The organism is Mycoplasma sp. 6243 (genome assembly GCF_051200785.1).
Taxonomy (GTDB): Bacteria; Bacillota_I; Bacilli_A; order Mycoplasmatales; family Metamycoplasmataceae; genus Mycoplasmopsis.
In genome coordinates this window covers 594,291-612,943 of sequence record NZ_CP195154.1, presented here as the reverse complement: position 1 = coordinate 612,943, position 18,653 = coordinate 594,291, and the positions used below count along the sequence as shown (strand labels likewise).

Here is an 18,653-nt window from a genome sequence, read left to right as displayed (position 1 = left end):
ACACAATTTTTTGTTTAAAGTTATTATAAACAGGTAAAATTAAGCATTTTTTTGTCCCTATGAACAAGCAAAAAAGAGAAAATTACGAATTATTTTCTCTTTTTTGCAATTTTTCTTCTTGTAATCTTACTAAATTTTTCAAATCCTTAACTTCTTTTAAGCTAAGTGGTCGATAGGTTCCAATTGGCATTTTTTCTACTGTGATTCCTGCATATTCAAGTCTTTTTAGATTGATAACTAACTTATCTACCAATTTAAATAATTCTTTAACATGATGATATGTTCCTTGTGTTAAAACAACAAAATAACTTTTCGGTGAATCGCTTCCGCAAGGGATAACATCCTGCACACTTTTAACTCCATTAACTTTAACTATTGAATTAAGTTTTTTTAACTCTTTTATACTAAGTTTTTCGTTTATTCTCGCTCGATACACTCTGGGGATTTGATATTTTGGATGCATTAATTTATTTGCTAAATCCCCATCATTTGTCATTATTAGTGCTCCAGTAGTATCATAATCAAGACGCCCTACTGGGAACACTTTATAAGGAACATTCATTAAATCTATCACAGAAGGTCTATTGAAATTATCTTTTAAAGTTGTAATAGTTTTTGTTGGTTTGTTTAAAACATAATAAACTTTTTTTTGCTGAAATATAGGTTTATTTTTCACAAACACATTATCTCTAAAATCTGCTTTATCACCTAATTTAGCTACCATACCATTTACTGTTACATAACCTTTTTTAATTAATGTTTCTGCTTCACGTCTTGATGCGATTCCAGCTTGTGAAAGTAGTTTTTGTAATCTAATTTTTTCCATTTTAATCTTTCATATATAAGTTGTATAAATTTAGTGATTCATTAGAGAATTTTACACCTTTTGAAATATTAAAATCATAGGTTTGTTTTACAACTTCTTTAAATCCAGCATCTAAATTAGTTAACGCAAGATCGCGTATTTTTTGAATTCCAGCAAAACGTCGTCCTTGACAAATTTTATCGGCGATAAAAATAATTTTATCTAACTTGCTCATATTCGGATGTAATTGGGTATGATAACGAACAGCTTGTAAAATGGCTTGATTTTGTAGCATATATCCATGCTTTAATCATATGTATGAACAGATTTGGTGTAAAAATGCTGGATTTTCTTCTTTAATACCTGGTTCAAACTCTTTAATTGCTTGCAGCGATCTTTTAACATCCCATTCTTTTGCAATATCATGTGTTAATCCTGCAATATAAGCATCCTTAGCAGGATAATTATGAGCTTTAGCAAGTTTGACAGCAAAATCAGCTGTTGCTACAGAATGCTTGGCACGCAAAGCAGAAAGACTATTATGAATAATTTGTTCTAAATATAAACCATCTTTTTGAATGTAGTTTAAAACTTTTTTATCTACATGCGAGAGCATTCCGTTTTTAAAATCACTTGATGCAAAATCATAAAGAGGGTTATTTAACAAAATTCCATTATATTTTTTTAAGTTAATTTTATTAATGTTTTTATCACGACGAAATACGGTTATTTGTGTGAGTTGAGAGATAATATCAATGTCTTTTCATTTATTTAATTTTGGTAAATTATCACTACCAATTAATAAAAAAAGTTGATCATTAGGATATTTTTGTCTTAGATATTTTACTGTATCAATGGTATATGAGACATTATTTCGCTTAATTTCAAAGTCACATAATTGCATTTTCTCTTCTAAAACCAACTGAATCATTTCTGCTTTTTGATATGGTTTAATCAATTTTGTTTTAGACTTAAATGGTGATGTAAAAGTCGGAACAAATAGCAGTTTATCTAAATTGAGTTCTTTAATTGCATATTTTGCAAGTTTTATATGACCAATGTGAATTGGATCAAATGAACCACCATATATACCTATTTTCATAATTTACCTCTTGAAGACACCTACTTCAATTGAATCAGATTGTCCCCTTCTTTTTTTAATTCGTTCGATGTTATAGTCCGCCAAAGTTTTTAAACTCTTCATTTTCATTTTTGTATTCACTTTATTAATAATTTGATCTACAATGTAGTTAGATTTACATGCTTTTGGTGTTTCTAAAATACTTAAACTACGGTAGTTTTCAAAGGAATTGATTAAGTTTGATACACGGATGCTGATTCCGATGATTTTGGTATCTAAAAAATTATCATAAAAAAGTTGCTTACAATATTTAATAATTTCATCTGCTTCATTGATAAATTTTTCAACTACCATATGTTTTGCGATTCAACCATTACTAAATGTTCGTACACCAAAGCTAATTTGATTACCTAGTTTATATAATTTTTGCAACCTTCTTGATACTTTTTGTGCTTGTATTGCTATATTTTGCAAAATATCTTCAGTGTTTATGTCTTTTTTGTTAAAGGTGATATCGTGACTAATCCCTTTGACTTCAGGAATTTCATCACTAACATCTGAATCAGCAAAATAATTTAAAGCATCTATGAATTTATATCCAGATGTTTTAAAAATTGATGTCAGTCTTATATCATTATAAGTTAATGTTGCTAAATCCCCAATGGTATTTATTTCAAGGTTTTTAAAGTGATCACCAAGTTTTTCTCCGATACCGTGAAATTTAGTAATCGGTAGACTAAAGAAACGTTCTTGATAGTTTTTGCTATTAGTTAAAGCAATTCCTTTTGGTTTAAATAAATTAGTTGTCATTTTTGCATAAAACTTAGTTTTAGAAATTCCAATACTAATAGGGATTTTAAAGTTGTTTTCGATATCATCTTGCAATCTTTTAGCAAGTTGTAAAGCTTTTTCATCGCTATCAATGCTGCTATGAACTTGGATGTAACATTCGTCAATTGACCCGATTTCAAATTTAGCAGCATAGAACTTTTTAATATATCTAAAAATCGCATTTGAAGTTGCAATATATAAATCAAAACGAGGTTGTTCAATGATTGTTTTTGGTTCTTTTTTTAATATTTCTGATATTTTTGCCCCCGCTTTGATACCAAGTTGTCTAAGTTCATAACTCACTGAAACAGCAACCGAATGGATTCCTTTATTTGCAATCGCTACTGGTTTATTAAGCAAATTAGGTTTTAAAGTTCTAATAGCAGAAACAAAATATGAATCAAAATCAATGTGAAAAATATAAGGTCTAGACATCTTTAAATGCTTTAGTTATCATTAAGGTGCAATGAATGCGATTTGGTTGACTTTTGATGTTATAAAAAACTCATAAATCACCTAATAAATCCATATGTTCATCACTGATATTTTCACCATTAACAAATTTGGTGAAAATATCTACTAGTAAGTTGATTTGTTCTTTTGTTTTACCTTTAACAGCATCTAAAAACATATCAGTACCTGCTAAAAAAGGTGCGCATCCGAGCCCATCAAAACTTGCATCTATTAGGATGTTTTGATCCCATTTTAAATCAACTAATAACTTATCCGAACAACTAGTGCTATAAAAAACATTTGATGTATCAAGTTTTGTTTTATTCTTTGGTTTAAGATAGTGATTCATTATAGTTTCGCGTGCTATATTCGGATTAAAATGCATAAAAATCACCTCCATTTGCTAAAGCATCAATTAATTTATCAATATCTGAATAATTATTATAAATACCTAAAGAAATTCTTAAAAACGAGTGTTCTTTGATGATATTTCTTATATAAGGAGCACAAAAGATTCCAGCAATTGTATAAATATTTTTGCTTCCCAAATATCCTGCAACATCTTGTGCATTAATTCCTTTAACATTAATTAATGCGATAAAATCACCTGGTTTACTTGAAACAGTTATATTAGGTAAATTCATCAGTTTTCTATGTAAATAAAAAGATAGGTCTTTTAAAATTTCTTGTGTTTTTTGATAACCTACTTTTTCAAAAAACTCAAGTGCTTTATCAAACATAAAAAAACCTGCAATATCAGGGGTTCCTGGTTCAAATGCGTTGATGGTATCTTTTAAAACCCATGATGCATCTTTATGAACTTCTGAAACACTACCACCACCAAATTTTACTGGTTTTAACTTTTTTAAAAGTGTTTCCTTAATCGCTAAAACCCCCATACCAGTAGGGCCGTAAAACTTATTTGTGCTAAAAACAATAATATCTGAATCGTTTAATGAAACTTTTTGATGACTAATTGATTGTGCAGCATCGTTAAAGACATAAATATTCTTTGAATGTGCTATTTGTGATATTTTTTTGATGTCAAAATTTTGATTAAATGTGTTATTTTCTTGAGCGAATGCTATAATTTTAACATTTTTAAAGGTTTGCAAATCTTCAAGTAAATTATTACTAATATGGATTTTGCATCCTATTTTTTTTGACATTTCAATTCACGGAATAAGGTTTGAAGAATGATTAAAAGCATTTAATAAAATTACATCATTTGGTTTTAATATATGCGAAAACATATTCACAAATAAATTAATAGATTCAGTTGTTCCACTGGTAAAGATTATTTCATGATCCTTACTATCAATTAGTTTCGCCACTTTATTTCTAACAGATGCAATTTTTGAATTCACTAAATTTCCAAGTGGTGTGTCAGCTGTTCTTGAAGAAATTGAGATATTTTTATAATAGTTATAAATTGCATTTGTTGCAGAAATCGGTTTTAAAACCAATGCAGCACTGTCAAAATAAGTAATTTTATTAAGGATTGGGAATTGCTTACGAATCCAGTCATTCATTATAACAACCTCCTTAATATCTTAATCAAAAATATATTATAGTTAGGTATTTTTTTAAATTCATCTAAAAAATCATAGTAATAACTGCGTTTTTTATTATTAAAAGTTATCTCATTTTGAATTTCATCAAAAAACGGACATGTTTTAATAAATTTATGATTTTTGTTTTTATAAATAAGTTGTAAAAACATATAGATAAAAAAGTTTTTAAGCATTAATTTATTTGTGTTTTTAACTATCAAACCTTGTAAAAAGTTATTTACAGCTGTATTAAAACTATTAAAATTATTTTTAATTTCAATTCATTGTATTTTCGATAAATCATATTTTTCAATAACATCTAAATCAATAAAGGTTTTGAATATAAAGTTAAATAAACTTTGATGCTTTAAAAAAATATATTTTAAAAAAGTTTCATTAGTTTGCATTTTTGCTTTCAGAATCGAGTACAATGACCGCTTTATAAAAATTCTCTAAAATAGCATTGACAAATTGATATAAAAGTTCGTCATTAGAGGTTTTGTATGACTTAGATGGCTGTCCAAAATATTCCTTAGTAATAATCACGGCTTCATTTATTACAATTTTTGGTTGTATAGAATAAAGTTCTACACATGCATTTATTAATATTGCACGAATAAGTGGACTAAGTCGTTGTCACGGTCAATCCTCGTTTAATAACTTCTGCAGTATTTTTTTAACAAAAACAACTGAATTTTTGACCTTGATAAAGAAAAGTTTTTGTTCAAAATTTATTTGAAATTCATTAATAATAGCATCAAGGTTATAAGGAATATCAAGTAATTCATGTTTATAAATAATTTCGATGTTTTTTATTCTTAATGCATGCCTAGAAATATTTTTTACCGCCATCTTTACCTCGGATGAATTTATTTTGCTATTATATCATAATTTACTTGATTTTTGGTATAAAAGGATAAAAACAAGCACCTTATGTGCTTGATTTTAACTTTTAAATTATGATAAAGATTCTGCTAATAATTTCTGAACTTGTTCTTGGTTTTCACATTCAATTGCTTTTTGAGCAAGTTGTTGCATTTGTTTATAAGAAAGTTGATTTACTAATTCTCTACTTGCTAAGATGTTACTTGCTGACATTGAGAATTCATCTAAGCCTAAACCTAATAAAATAGGTAAAGCATTACGATCACCAGCCATTTCTCCACACATACCAACTCATTTTCCGTGCTTATGTCCACCGTCGATGATATGTTTAATTAATCTCAAAATCGATGGATTAAGTGGTTGATATAAATAAGAAATATTTTCATTCATCCGATCTGCAGCCATTGAGTATTGAATTAAATCATTTGTTCCAATTGATAAAAAGTCAGCATATTTTGAAAACATATCAGAAAGTACTGCTGCAGCAGGTGTTTCCATCATCATACCTACTTCAATTTTATCCTTTGCAGCAATGTTTTTATTAGTTACATAAACTTCATCATATGCTTGGTTATAAAGTTCTTTTGCTGCTAAAAACTCATCAACATTAGTTATCATCGGAAACATTATTGCAACTTTACCAAACTCACTTGCACGAACTAATGCACGAAGTTGAGTTTTGAAAATATCTGGATTTTGTAGACAAAAACGAATTGCACGATATCCTAAGAAAGGATTCATTTCCTTAGGGAAAGCAAAGTATTTTAGAGTTTTATCCCCACCAATATCTAGTGTTCTAATCACCACTCTTTTACCATTCATTTTTTGTACTGCTTCTTTATAAGCTAAAAATTGTTCTTCTTCAGTTGGTCAGTGATCATTATCCATATATAAAAATTCTGATCTAAACAATCCAATTGCTTCAGCATCGTTATCTAAAACATCTTGTAAATCTTTTGGAGAACCAATGTTTGCAGCAAGTTCAACATGGTGAAAATCGGTTGTTTGTGAAGTTTTTCCTTTTAAGTTTTTAAGTTTGTTTAAATATTCTTGATATTCTGCTTGTGCTTTTAAATATACCTTTTGTTCTTGTTCAGTAGGGTTAATAATAACAGTTCCTTTTGATCCATCTAAAGCAATTACATCACCGTTTTTAGTATATTCCATTACTGAATTTGTTCCGACAACTGAAGGAATCGCTAAACTACGAGCCATAATTGCTGTATGCGATGTAGGTCCACCAATATTTGTAACAAATCCCTTAACGAATTTTTTGTTTAATTGTACAGTTTGTGATGGGCTTAAATCTTCGGCAACAATTACAACTTCAGAATTAATTGATGTTAAATCTGGTTCTTCGATATTGTTTAAAGCAAATAATAACTTTTTAAGCACATCCTTGATATCTGCAACACGCTCACGCATATATTCATCATCGATACCTGCAAACATATTCGCAAACTCTGTATATACTTCATTTACAACATATTCAGCAGTTAATGATTCGTTTTTGATTTTATTTTCAATACTTTCTTTAGCAACCGGATCCATTACAAATCCAATATGTGCATCAAAAATTGCCGCATGTTCTGGATCGCTTGCTAAACTTTTAGTATGCTCAAGTTTTGCAATTACTTTATCAGTTGCATCAGCATATGCTTTTAATTCTGAATCTATATTATTTGTATTTTTAGTAATTTCAACAGGTAATTCTTCGATTTTGAATACCTTCGCGATAGCAACTCCACGAGATGCTCCGATTCCTGTAAGTTTCATATTATCTCCTTTTTGCTTGATATATGATGTTGATATTTTATACTTTTAAAAAAAAGATTATATTAAATTAATTTGTAGTTTTAAAAAAAGTATGTAAATATTTCTAAGATTGATATAAATATATTTATTTAATATTCTAAATATTATATTTACTAAATGATAAAAATGAAAAATCATCACTTTTGTTTTAAAATTTGCTAAAAAAGTGTATTATTTAGTTAGTTGCCTTAGTGGTGGAATGGCAGACACTGCGGACTCAAAATCCGCCGGAGAAATCCATGCAGGTTCAAGTCCTGTCTAAGGCACCATATAATCAGCATTGCTGATTTTTTTATTAGGAGAATAAATGCAAGCAAAATATCAAGAATTATCTACCAGACTAAAAAAATATATGTCAATTGAAGCAATGTCGCGTTTTGAAGAGCCAGTAGTAGATGAACTTAAAAGAAATATTAAGGGTTTTGAAGTTTCTAGAGATAAATTAGGTTCAGTGATTTTTTACAAAAAATCAAAAGTAGAAAATGCTCCAAAAGTAATGATTGCTGCACATATGGATGAAGTAGGATATATGGTTCGCTTAATTGCTGATAATGGTAATTTAATGGTAACAGCAATTGGTGGACTATGACCTTCTGTTGTAATTGGAACTAAAGCAATTGTGGTGAATTCGCAAAATCAAAGATTTACAGGTGTTTTTGGACACACCAGCATCCATATCCAAACAAACGAATCACTTAAAAATGCAGTTAAGACTGATGATCTATATGTAGATTTAGGTTTTAAAAGTAAGCAAGAAGTTTTGGATGCAAAAATCGATATTGGAGATAAAATTTTCATTAGTGGTGAATATGTAGAACTTGCAAATGATTTAGTTGGTGGTAAAGCAATGGATAATCGTGCTGGAGTTACAGCATTAGAATTTATAGCTAAAAATATCGCTGATTTACAATTAGAATGTGATGTCTATTTAGTCGGAACAGTTCAAGAAGAGGTTGGAACTCGTGGAGCTAGAACATCCGTATCAATTATTAATCCAGATGTAGCATTTGCAGTCGATACAGGTGCTGCACACGATACAACTGGTGCTAAATCTGGTACACCAGTTTGTGGAAACGGAGTATCAATTTTAGTAAAAGATTCTGGAACCTTACCAGATGCTAAATTAATTGAATATCTCTTTGAAGTAGCAAAAAATAAACAAATACCTGCATATAAATATGTAGCAGGTGGTGGTGGAACCGATGCAGCAGAATTACAATTTGCACTAGGTGGATCTGCTGTAATGACTATTTCAATTCCACAAAGATATTTACATAGTCCTATTGGTGTTGCATCATTAGTAGATATCCAAGCAACAATTGATTTAATGACAGAATTTTTAAAATCTTATTCATCAAAAACACATACAGAAAAATTAGCATATAAATAGTCGGTTAACATCCGATTTTTTATATGCAATCAAATAAAAATTTAAACATTTTTATAAAAAAGTATTATACTATACAAAAATTTTAATATTAGTTTTTAGATATATAGTTATTTACTTATATATCTAAAATAGAACTAAAATAACAAAAATGATATTTTAATGAAAAATTGCACATAATTGTTATTAAAATATCTATATATGCTATAAAAACAAAAAAAATTATAAGGATTTTGATATCATTAAATTATTAAGGAATCATTATGCGAAAAAAGAAATTTAGAAAATATATAGTTCCTGCTTTTTTAGGTTTTACCACAGTTTCTGCTGTAGCTTGCACTAATGCAAACTCAGAAGTATATGAAAAAAAACAGGTACATCTTAAAAGTGTACAGACTCAAAGTACATCAGATTCAGCATCAATTAAAGCATTTTTAGATCATCCAGTTTCTTTAAATGGCTATTTTTCGTTAACTTATAATAATCAAAATGTTAACGGAACCTTATCAGTCGATAAAAAATCTGTTACCTTTATCATAAACGGTTTATTTTCTAATAAAATATATACCTTTGATATTAAATACAATGGTAAATCATTGAAAACAGCAAAGTTACAAAACCAATTTTTATTTAAAACTAAACCACAAAATAATGTAGAACAACCACAGACACCTAAAGATAATGAACAAACTCCCCCCCCAACTTCAGGTGATGAAACAACACCAGGGAACCAACCATCAACACCTAATCCATCAGATCCTGAAAAACATAATCCAGAAAATCCTGGTGATTCACAGGAAACAAATCCTAATCCAGGAGATGTCGAACAGACCACACCACCAGGTAACTCAAATTTAGAAGGTAATCGAAAACCAAATAATTCATCAGAAAAAGAAAATAATCCAAATCCTAAAAAAGATAATTTTAGTATCTCAAATGTATCGTGAAGTAATGTTAATGCAACCGATGCTACATTAAATTTGAATTTTTCTAATCATACACTTGCTGATGCAAAAAAAAACAATCTTTTAATAACCATTTCAGATGGACAAAATCATACTCAAAATCTTTTAATAACTGAATCTAGCACTTTATCTACGACTTTTTATTCTCTTAAACCAAATACAAATTATACCTTAACATCCGTATCATTAAATGGGAATCCTTTAGCTCTACCAAGTAGTGATTTATCATTTACAACATCGCAACAACAAATTGAACCAAGTACACCAACAAAAGAACAAAAAATATATCATGTGCAAAATTCTAGTATTTCTAATATCCAAAGCGATAAAGCACGCATCAATGTTTCATTAGATACATCACTTGATGCATCAGATAATGTCACATTATCACTACAAGATGCAAGTGGACATCGTTTAGATTTTAGCAATCCTGCTGTAAATAATAATAATCTAATTTTTGATGTTTACAATCTTGCATCTCATACAACATATTATCTTAATAACATCCAAATTGGAAGTCAAAATATATCTTTGAATAATCAAACTTTTACTACTAGTGATAACAGTGTGCAATTTAATGCATTGAACTATAGTCTTTTAGATTCATTTACTAAATACGATGAACTGGTAAGTAAATTTAATGCTAAGGATAACTTACATATTAAAGAAATATCATTGATTAATAATAAAATGTTGTGGTTTGCTTTTGACCATTTACCAACTTCTAAAAACAATGATTTCAAATTTACCTTCAACGGACAAAATTACACAACTAAATATAACGGAACATCACAAAACATTTTAGTTGATGTAAGTAGTGGTAATTCAACTAATAGTATTTCTAACATAACGTATGCAAATCAAGCAGTAGAGTTTAGTGGTAGTGTTAAAGTTATAAATAAAACAGGAACAACTGCTACATATAATGTAAGTTCATTTAGTATTAATAATAACAAAGTTAATGTTAATGTAAGTTATTTACCTAATCAAAGCAATGATAAATATCTTATTACCATCAAACCTGATGTAAATGTTTATGATGCAGATATAGCAGTTGTTGGAACTTATAAAAACGGACATATTGAATCTGAAGATATTATTAAATTTAATCAAGGATATAATAAATACATTATTACTGATGTCACAGCATTAAATAACAATTATTCATTTAATGTTCCTGAAGAAGTTGCTTGAAGTTCAAATCAAACCTTTAATCCAACTATTACAAAAATACAATTTGCTCTTTCAGATGCTTCTACTAATACATATGTAGGAGCAATCAACCTTAATGCTACCGATTCAGAAGTTGAGCAATTTAAAAACAAATATGTTAAACTTACTTTTGTAGACTTAGTGCAAAAGAATACTCCGGCTGATACAGACGATCAAAAACGCAGTTATGGGTATTCATCAGATGGAGGAGATTGATTTGAACGTCAATTTCGCCAAGAAAACACTAAATCAGTGTTTTTAAACTTTGATGAACTTAAAAAGTTTTCTTTCACTGGACTAACCGAAGGAATTACTTGAAAACTAAATCAAGTACAAATTGTAAATAAATATGATTTATCATCTGTTATAGATTATGATGATGATGAAGGAAAAGAGGGAGATAGCAAACATCGTAGATTATCTTCAATTCAACAAAGTGGAACAACTGAGTTAAAACCGAATTTAGATGTTTCTAAAAATACTTATTCAGATGCTTTGGGCACATCTTTTAGTCAAACTAATTTAAATATAACTAATAATTCACAATATCAAGAATCACAGTTAACTGATAATACTAGTGGAAGTGTACCAAAATCTATCCCATTTAATTGACACAACTATATAACATTAAATAATGCTTATTTAAAGAATACTTTGTTTTTAACACATTATAGTAGTGATATTAATAATTATGTAGCAAATGCTTATACACAATACAACAATCCATTACCTGTTATAGAATTTGATAATCATAAAGAATATAATTTTGCTGCAATGAAAGAAAATGTTCTAGATAAAGAAATGAATGAAAATTCTAATAGAACTGAAGTTTATGTTGAAAAAGACATCCGAAATTTCAAAAATTTAGATAGCAATAAAGAAGCAATTATTAATTTTTCTTTTGTGGCAAGTCCAAAACAAGTTAATTTTAGACAATTTTCTTTTGGTAGTTTTGATTGAGCAGTATCTTTTAGTTGAAATAAACTTAATGCAGCAGCTAACAAAACTATTTCTGATATTAAAATAAAATTCTTAGGAAAAACCGAAGATTTATTGAAGAAGATTGGTAGAAAAATTGATTCAAATGACAGTTATCATTTAACATTGACTGACCAACAACTTGAAGATTTGATGAATAAACATCTTAAAGCACAAGTATCATTAAGTGGTGATAAACTAAAAATCTCGTTAATAGCTCGCCAAGGACATATTAATAAAGATATGTATATACATAATCTTTCTTCAAGTTATTCAACATTTGTTGATAAAACTTGAAATTATTTGTCGATTATGTATTTAAAAAATGGACAACCACTTTCATTTACAAATGAACACACAAAGGCAAAAAATCAATTAAAAATAGATGGATTTGAATTTGATAAAGAGACAAAATTTAAAAGTATTGGTTATAATGATGATTCTTCTGGACCTATTAATATCGAAGTTACAACATGATATACAAATTCTTCACCTCGAAATACAGTTCAAGATGATGTTATAACACGTTCTTTTGGAACTTGATGGGGGACAGCTTGGATGATTGGTAAAGTAGATCCAGATAATGAAAATGATAATCGATATTATTTTGGAACAAATATCCATGTACCTGTATTAAATCCTGGATATATATCTGCTCCAAAACCACATACTTCTAAAGAAGATGTTAGTTTATTTTTAGGTGGTTATTGATCTAATACTGGTAATTCAATTTTTTGGACATCTGAAAATAACAACAATAAGAGTATGGATGGTAGTTTATCAAATGTCCCTGCTAAAAACAGAACTGATTTTAAAATTCACATCATTGATATTACTGAATTGATAAATTATTATAATCAACATAAAAGTGATGCAAATAAAGAAAATGATCCGAAATTTAAAACAGCTGAACATATCTACAAATGAAAGAGTCTAAAACATAATAAAGTATCTAAAATGGGCCGTTATATCCACCCATATATGTATTATACAATGTATATGTCTTCTTTCCCAGGTTCTACTACAAATAATACTAAAAAGAATATCCAAGTTCGTCAAAATTTTATTGGTGACATCTTGTTTTATCCAGGTGATAAAGTTCCAAATGCTAAAACAGAAAAAGTTGGATTTATTAAACGTTTTAAAAATTCTAGTGGTGAGATTATTAATGTTAATGCTAATTATCAACTAACAGGTGGTTCATCAGGGACAGGGTTATATGATCATGAAGGAAACTTTTTAGGAATTCATGCTAATGAAGAAAATGGTGAAGCATCTTCATATTTACTATCTTCACAAAGAATTAATTTCTTTGGTGAATTAAATGATTATAATAATGGTTCATTTGCTTATAAAGTACAACGTTTGAATCGTTTGTATCCTAAGAAGCATAAAATGCTTGATATCTTCAATGAATTTGAAAATCCAATTAAAAAATAGGAGTAATGATGAAAAAGATAAAAAAACTACTTATTTCCAGTGTATTTGTTAGTGCAGGTGTATCTGCTACAACAATTGCTTGTGGAAATCCTGAAACCAAAAATCAGCAAAGTTTTGATGGAAATGTTGAAACAGTCAATGTGAATAACAACTCAGCAGTAATAAAAATAAAGTTATTTAAAACTTATAAAGCTACTGATATTTCATTACATTTAAGTAAACCAACCCAATATGATATGCCTAATATCAGCATCTTATCTAATATTTTAACTGTAACTTTTGAAAACATAAAAGCAGATACACAATATCAAATTGACCAAATTTTTGCTAATGGAAATGAATTAAAATTTTCAGATTCTGATAAAGCTAAATTACAATTTAAAACACCTAAAAATCCATATGATGTAAAAACCGATGCAAACATCATAAGTGTTGATTCAGATTCTACAACTGCAACAATCACATTAAAGCTAACAAACAAAAATTTAGATGCAAGTAAATTATCTGCTACCTTAAACCCTACTGCACCTGCATCGATTACATCAAAAGATGATGTAATTACTATTAAATATACCAACCTTACTCCTAATACTGATTATAATTTATCCCAACTTAATATTGATGATACAGTTTTAAAATTATCAAACAATGACCAAAATAAATTGTTCTTTCATACAGCATCAATAAGTACCGATCCACAGATTACTCAATTATCTCTTTCTGATGATAATAGCAAATTATATGTAAAACTTGCTAATGTTGATGCATCAATGTTTGCAAATGAAGCAAAAATTAAATTTAAAAATATTGCTCGCACTCTTACATCGAAACTATATGATGCAAATACACATTTACTTACTTTTGATATTTCAAGCATTACAAAACCTGATAATAATAAATTAGGTATTTCATATTTAGAAATTGCATCAACTCAATATCACAGTAATTTAACCGTTACATTTAATACCTCGAATAATCAAGAAACCAAACCATCAAATCCTATAACACCACCAGATAATCAACCAGGTGGTGAAAATCAAGGCGGACAAGGTAATTCACAAACAAGTCAAGGTGGTTCGAATAGTGAACCACAAAATCCAAGTAATCCTAGTGAACAAAACCCATCTGATGAAAATGCTCCAGGTAATCAAAATCCATCAACTACTAACCCTGATGAAAACAGTAAACCTGTCGAAAAACCAAGGCCAATTAAAGATGAATTTACCATTAATTCTATTGATGTAACTGATATTTCAAAAACATCAGCATCGTTGCGAATCTCATTCGCATCAAATAGTAGATTACATGATGCGAATGTGCATACCTTTGATGCATCATTATCTAATTCTAAAAGTTTACAAGTTACAAATTATACCGAAGGTAATAATTTGTATTTGAATTTTTCAAATTTATCATCCAATACAACTTATCAACTTATATCCTTAAAATTAAATAATGTTGCTTTAAATTTACCAAACATCAATCCAACATTTAAAACATTAGATATTAATGCTAAAGCATTCGTAAGTGATAACTTTAAAAAAGTTTTTAACGATTCACATGTCTTTGGGATGTATAGCAAAGATTTAATAAATGTAAATACATATACAAACACAACTGATTCAGAAATTAAAGCAGATAGTTCATTAACTAAATATTTTTCATTCATCGATGGTAGTGATTACAAACATGTCGATAAAGATGTTTTAACTCCACCACAAACAACTCAAATAATTAAGTCTACTATTGCTGATAATACCATTAAATTAGAAATCAAGACTGTTAATTTAGCAAATAATACATCACTTACTTTAAAATATAAAAAAGCAAGCAAGGATTCTCTTGATTCAGCAAGCGAATCAACTGTTAGTGAGACTGTTAATAATAATTTAGTTACTTTTACAATATCAAATCTATCTACAAATGATTTTGTAAAAATCACAGGTTTAAGCAATGGTTCAACTGCTATTAACCATTTTAGTGGATTAAATACTATTTATGAAAATAAAAACTATACAAGCGAATCAAGTGCTTTTAGTTTTAGTAGTGAGAATAATTTTCAAGCAAAAAGAGATTCTAATGGTGGTGTTTTTCTCGAATTTACTGCAACAAAAAAATCTGATAGTTCTAATGTAGATTTTCCGCAATATTTTATTAAATATAAAGATAATAATACATTTAACTACAAACAATTCGGAAGATCTGCGATCGTTGGTTTACCAAATGTTAAAAAATACAATGTATATTTACCACTAAATGATGCACATATTTTTGATAATTATGTTGACTTAGTTTTACAAAAAAACACTGTTGGAGATAGCAAATACTACGACGTCCAAGGTTTTCCTGGATTTAATAATTCATCAGGAACTCTTACAAATAATTATAAAAACCCTGTTTTAGATATTATATCTTCTAAGGTAGAAAATAATAAAGTTGTTGTTACATATTCACAAACTTTAAATGATACTATAAGTTCAATTAAGTTCTTGGTAAAAAACTTGAACCCCTTTGATCCATATTCAAAACTTATCGAAGCAACAGTAGATAAAAATAACAAAACTGCATCATTTGATACATCAGTCTTACCTAAAAACATCTCTAAATATATCATTACTGCTGCACAAGTAGGAGATGAACAAACAGGATTTTCATTTTTAGATAAATATAAATTTAGCACCAGTGTTTCAACTAAAACCTTTAATTTATCTAAATTTACAACATATTTAGATGAAAGTAATAAAAAATTATACGGATCAGCAAAATTTGATTTTGCTGATGAGGATCTAAAGTTGTTCAAAAACAAATGAATTGTTTTTGAACTAAATCCCGAGATTAAAACAGGAAGTACTGAAGCATACGGGTATGTTTTACCGCCGACATTAAAATTGATTGTTCCATTTGAAAAATTATGAAAATTCCAAATTTCTGGATACTTTGAGAATGCTAAATATACTATTTCAAAAATTTATGCAACCGAGAAACAAAGAATGGATATGTATTATGATAAATTTAGTATTCCTGCTAATGTCGAAAAATCATTTAGATATCATTTTAATTATTCATCAAACGGAAGCAGTCCTTATTTATTAACTGATAATTCTGAAAATACTATGACAACAACATATTCAGATAACGATTTAATCACTCAAAATAAAAACTTAACCGTTGATGACTTAATTGGTTATTGAATGAAAGATGAAACAAAAAACAAAATCCCTTATTCATTGCAAAATCATTTTGCTTTGGTTGAATATGAGCGAATGTGAAAATATCGTAAATTAGAAGATGATAGTACAAAAACAAAAAAGAACTTTATTTTAGTTGATGATAGTGGTAAACAACTTGACTATTTCTTCTTTACTCCACGTGAAATCCTTGCTCATACTATTTTTAATTTTGGTAATAACCATCATTCTATATCAATTGAAAAAGATTTAGATGAATATAAAAACTGAGAAAGTTTTAAAGATGATGTATATTTTACCTTTAGATTTGAATTAGAAAATACCAAAATCATTATGAGTAAAACTAATCGCAATTCATCTGTTCCAGTTCCGAGAGGACTACTTTCATTTGTTAATGTTTCAGTTTCTTTTAAAGAACTTTTAGCAAAACATACTATTAATGATGCTTCTTTTACAATTACTCCAAGAAACGAAGATGCTTTGTTTAATCAAACTTTATTTGCAATGATGAAAGATCGTTATTCATTTAAAGTAACTTATGATGAATCAAGTAAGAAGTTAAAATTAGAAGTGATACCGAAACATTCAGATATTTATTTTACAGATATTTTATCTGAACATATTTTGGCTAATAAGTCATCTGCTTTTGTTGGAAATGTCTTTTTAACAATGAATTATGTTGATGATAAAAATAATCCAACTAAAAACCCAACTTACCAAGGAAAACCACTTAAAGATTCAATATCGGTGTCATTAACTGAAACCATTCAATCACGTCCACAAGCACAAGAAGAGGCAAATACTGTTGCTTCATACGATAAATTCCAACAAACAGCTAAACTTAAAAGTGAAGATGGCATAGTTAAACGTTTATATTCTGATGATACCTTTAATGTATTAACCGATGTACGTCGAAGAACTTTTGCTTTTGATTATCATGGCCGTGGAACTTGAGGATTATTTAACAAGGTAAAACCTGATGATGCAAGTGATCATCGCTATTATATTGTTTCTAATTCGCATAATATCGATTTATTAGATGATGCTAATGCATCATGAGTGCGAAATGGACAGAGTTTAGATGGATTAGATATTGAACGTAGAACTAGAAATAATATATTATCACCAATCTTTATAAAAAAACCGACTGATACAACAGATACAATGCAAAAAAAACAACCAATTTTGGAAGGTCATGGTTTAGGACAAAATATGATCAGCAATTTAAGTATAGAAATTGTTTCACACTTTTTTGCTAATGGTAAAGATATTCAAGATTCATACAAAGATCCATATTTTAAAGATTTTCGAGATAATTATGGTAATGAACTTAAAACTGGAGAAAAATATTCCGATGTTGATGTAGCTATTATTGATATTTCATGATTTGAAAATAACTTTGTAGGTAAAAATATTGATGATACTAATTTTACTTTCCAAGGACAAAAACTTACCGATGATCAAAAGCGAATTATCAAATTCTTTTTAGATTGAAAGAATGCTAAACCAATTAAAATCTCGAATGAATTATTACATCAAAATGCTTATAATAATTTAAACTGAATCGTCGGTTCGATGCCGGGACAAAATTCTAAAAACCCTGATTCACCAACAGGAACTGGTCAAGCACGCTTTCGTGAGTATTTATTAGGTAATTTTAGATACCAAGGAAAAATTAACAGTGTCGGTTCTTTAAACCATCAAAATGATACCATTGTGTATGGATGAAACAGTGTTGATTTAGCTGCTGGTTCATCTGGATCAAATGTTTTTGATAGTCAAGGTAATTTAGCTGGTTTAGTTACCCAAGATCAATATGGTGCTACTGCTAACGAAGGAACTGCATCAATTATGCTACTTGATGGTCAAAGAATTGGATATATCGGAAACGGACATCATCCACAAAACCCATATTCATTTTACGAAAAAATACGTTTACTTTCTTACTTATTTCCTGAACGTTATGGAGCAAAAAACTTCTCTGAGCAACCTGCTGATTTATTCTAAAAAAACACCACAACTGATGTGGTGTTTTTATAAACAAAAAGCAGCCTATACGG

At 28.5% G+C, this 18,653-nt stretch carries 11 protein-coding genes and 1 tRNA gene; 4 read left to right on the top strand and 8 right to left on the bottom strand.

Annotated elements, in window-relative coordinates:
- Positions 1 to 82: 82 nt before the first annotated feature.
- The 8 genes from ACR82Z_RS02575 to ptsP all read right to left on the bottom strand — a co-directional run bounded on the left by ACR82Z_RS02575 (position 83) and on the right by ptsP (position 7,384).
- Positions 83 to 826, bottom strand: a complete 744-nt coding sequence (locus tag ACR82Z_RS02575) for a pseudouridine synthase (RefSeq protein WP_435128352.1) — start codon at positions 824 to 826, stop codon at positions 83 to 85.
- Between the two features lies 1 nt (position 827).
- Positions 828 to 1,907 carry a nicotinate-nucleotide adenylyltransferase gene (locus tag ACR82Z_RS02570; RefSeq protein ID WP_435128349.1) on the bottom strand — a complete coding sequence of 360 codons (1,080 nt, stop codon included), beginning with the start codon at positions 1,905 to 1,907 and terminating at the stop codon, positions 828 to 830.
- Between the two features lie 3 nt (positions 1,908 to 1,910).
- Complete coding sequence (locus tag ACR82Z_RS02565; RefSeq protein ID WP_435128346.1) at positions 1,911 to 3,152, bottom strand: DinB/UmuC family translesion DNA polymerase; 1,242 nt, start codon at positions 3,150 to 3,152, stop codon at positions 1,911 to 1,913.
- Positions 3,145 to 3,555: an iron-sulfur cluster assembly scaffold protein gene (locus ACR82Z_RS02560; protein ID WP_435128343.1), complete on the bottom strand. Its 411-nt coding sequence runs from the start codon at positions 3,553 to 3,555 to the stop codon at positions 3,145 to 3,147. Before ACR82Z_RS02560 ends, ACR82Z_RS02565 begins: the two co-directional genes overlap by 8 nt.
- Positions 3,545 to 4,702, bottom strand: coding sequence for an aminotransferase class V-fold PLP-dependent enzyme (locus ACR82Z_RS02555; protein ID WP_435128340.1), 1,158 nt, complete (start codon positions 4,700 to 4,702; stop codon positions 3,545 to 3,547). The genes ACR82Z_RS02560 and ACR82Z_RS02555 overlap by 11 nt, the downstream gene beginning before the upstream one ends.
- On the bottom strand, positions 4,702 to 5,130 hold the full coding sequence (locus tag ACR82Z_RS02550; protein ID WP_435128338.1) for a hypothetical protein: 429 nt from the start codon (positions 5,128 to 5,130) through the stop codon (positions 4,702 to 4,704). The genes ACR82Z_RS02555 and ACR82Z_RS02550 overlap by 1 nt, the downstream gene beginning before the upstream one ends.
- Positions 5,120 to 5,575: a transcription antitermination factor NusB gene (locus ACR82Z_RS02545; RefSeq protein ID WP_435128335.1), complete on the bottom strand. Its 456-nt coding sequence runs from the start codon at positions 5,573 to 5,575 to the stop codon at positions 5,120 to 5,122. Before ACR82Z_RS02545 ends, ACR82Z_RS02550 begins: the two co-directional genes overlap by 11 nt.
- Before the next feature lie 105 nt (positions 5,576 to 5,680).
- On the bottom strand, positions 5,681 to 7,384 hold the full coding sequence (ptsP, locus tag ACR82Z_RS02540) for a phosphoenolpyruvate--protein phosphotransferase (protein ID WP_435128333.1): 1,704 nt from the start codon (positions 7,382 to 7,384) through the stop codon (positions 5,681 to 5,683).
- A gap of 224 nt (positions 7,385 to 7,608) precedes the next feature.
- Between ptsP and ACR82Z_RS02535 the strand changes: the two genes are divergently transcribed.
- The 4 genes from ACR82Z_RS02535 (at position 7,609) to ACR82Z_RS02520 (ending at position 18,600) form a co-directional block, all read left to right on the top strand.
- Positions 7,609 to 7,692: transfer RNA gene (locus ACR82Z_RS02535), tRNA-Leu, on the top strand.
- A gap of 38 nt (positions 7,693 to 7,730) precedes the next feature.
- On the top strand, positions 7,731 to 8,813 hold the full coding sequence (locus ACR82Z_RS02530; protein ID WP_435128330.1) for a M42 family metallopeptidase: 1,083 nt from the start codon (positions 7,731 to 7,733) through the stop codon (positions 8,811 to 8,813).
- Between the two features lie 260 nt (positions 8,814 to 9,073).
- Positions 9,074 to 13,405 (top strand): proline-rich domain-containing protein, encoded by a 4,332-nt coding sequence (locus tag ACR82Z_RS02525; protein ID WP_435128327.1) that lies wholly within the window; start codon positions 9,074 to 9,076, stop codon positions 13,403 to 13,405.
- A 5-nt stretch (positions 13,406 to 13,410) separates the two neighbouring features.
- Positions 13,411 to 18,600 carry a hypothetical protein gene (locus ACR82Z_RS02520; protein ID WP_435128324.1) on the top strand — a complete coding sequence of 1,730 codons (5,190 nt, stop codon included), beginning with the start codon at positions 13,411 to 13,413 and terminating at the stop codon, positions 18,598 to 18,600.
- Positions 18,601 to 18,653: the final 53 nt, after the last annotated feature.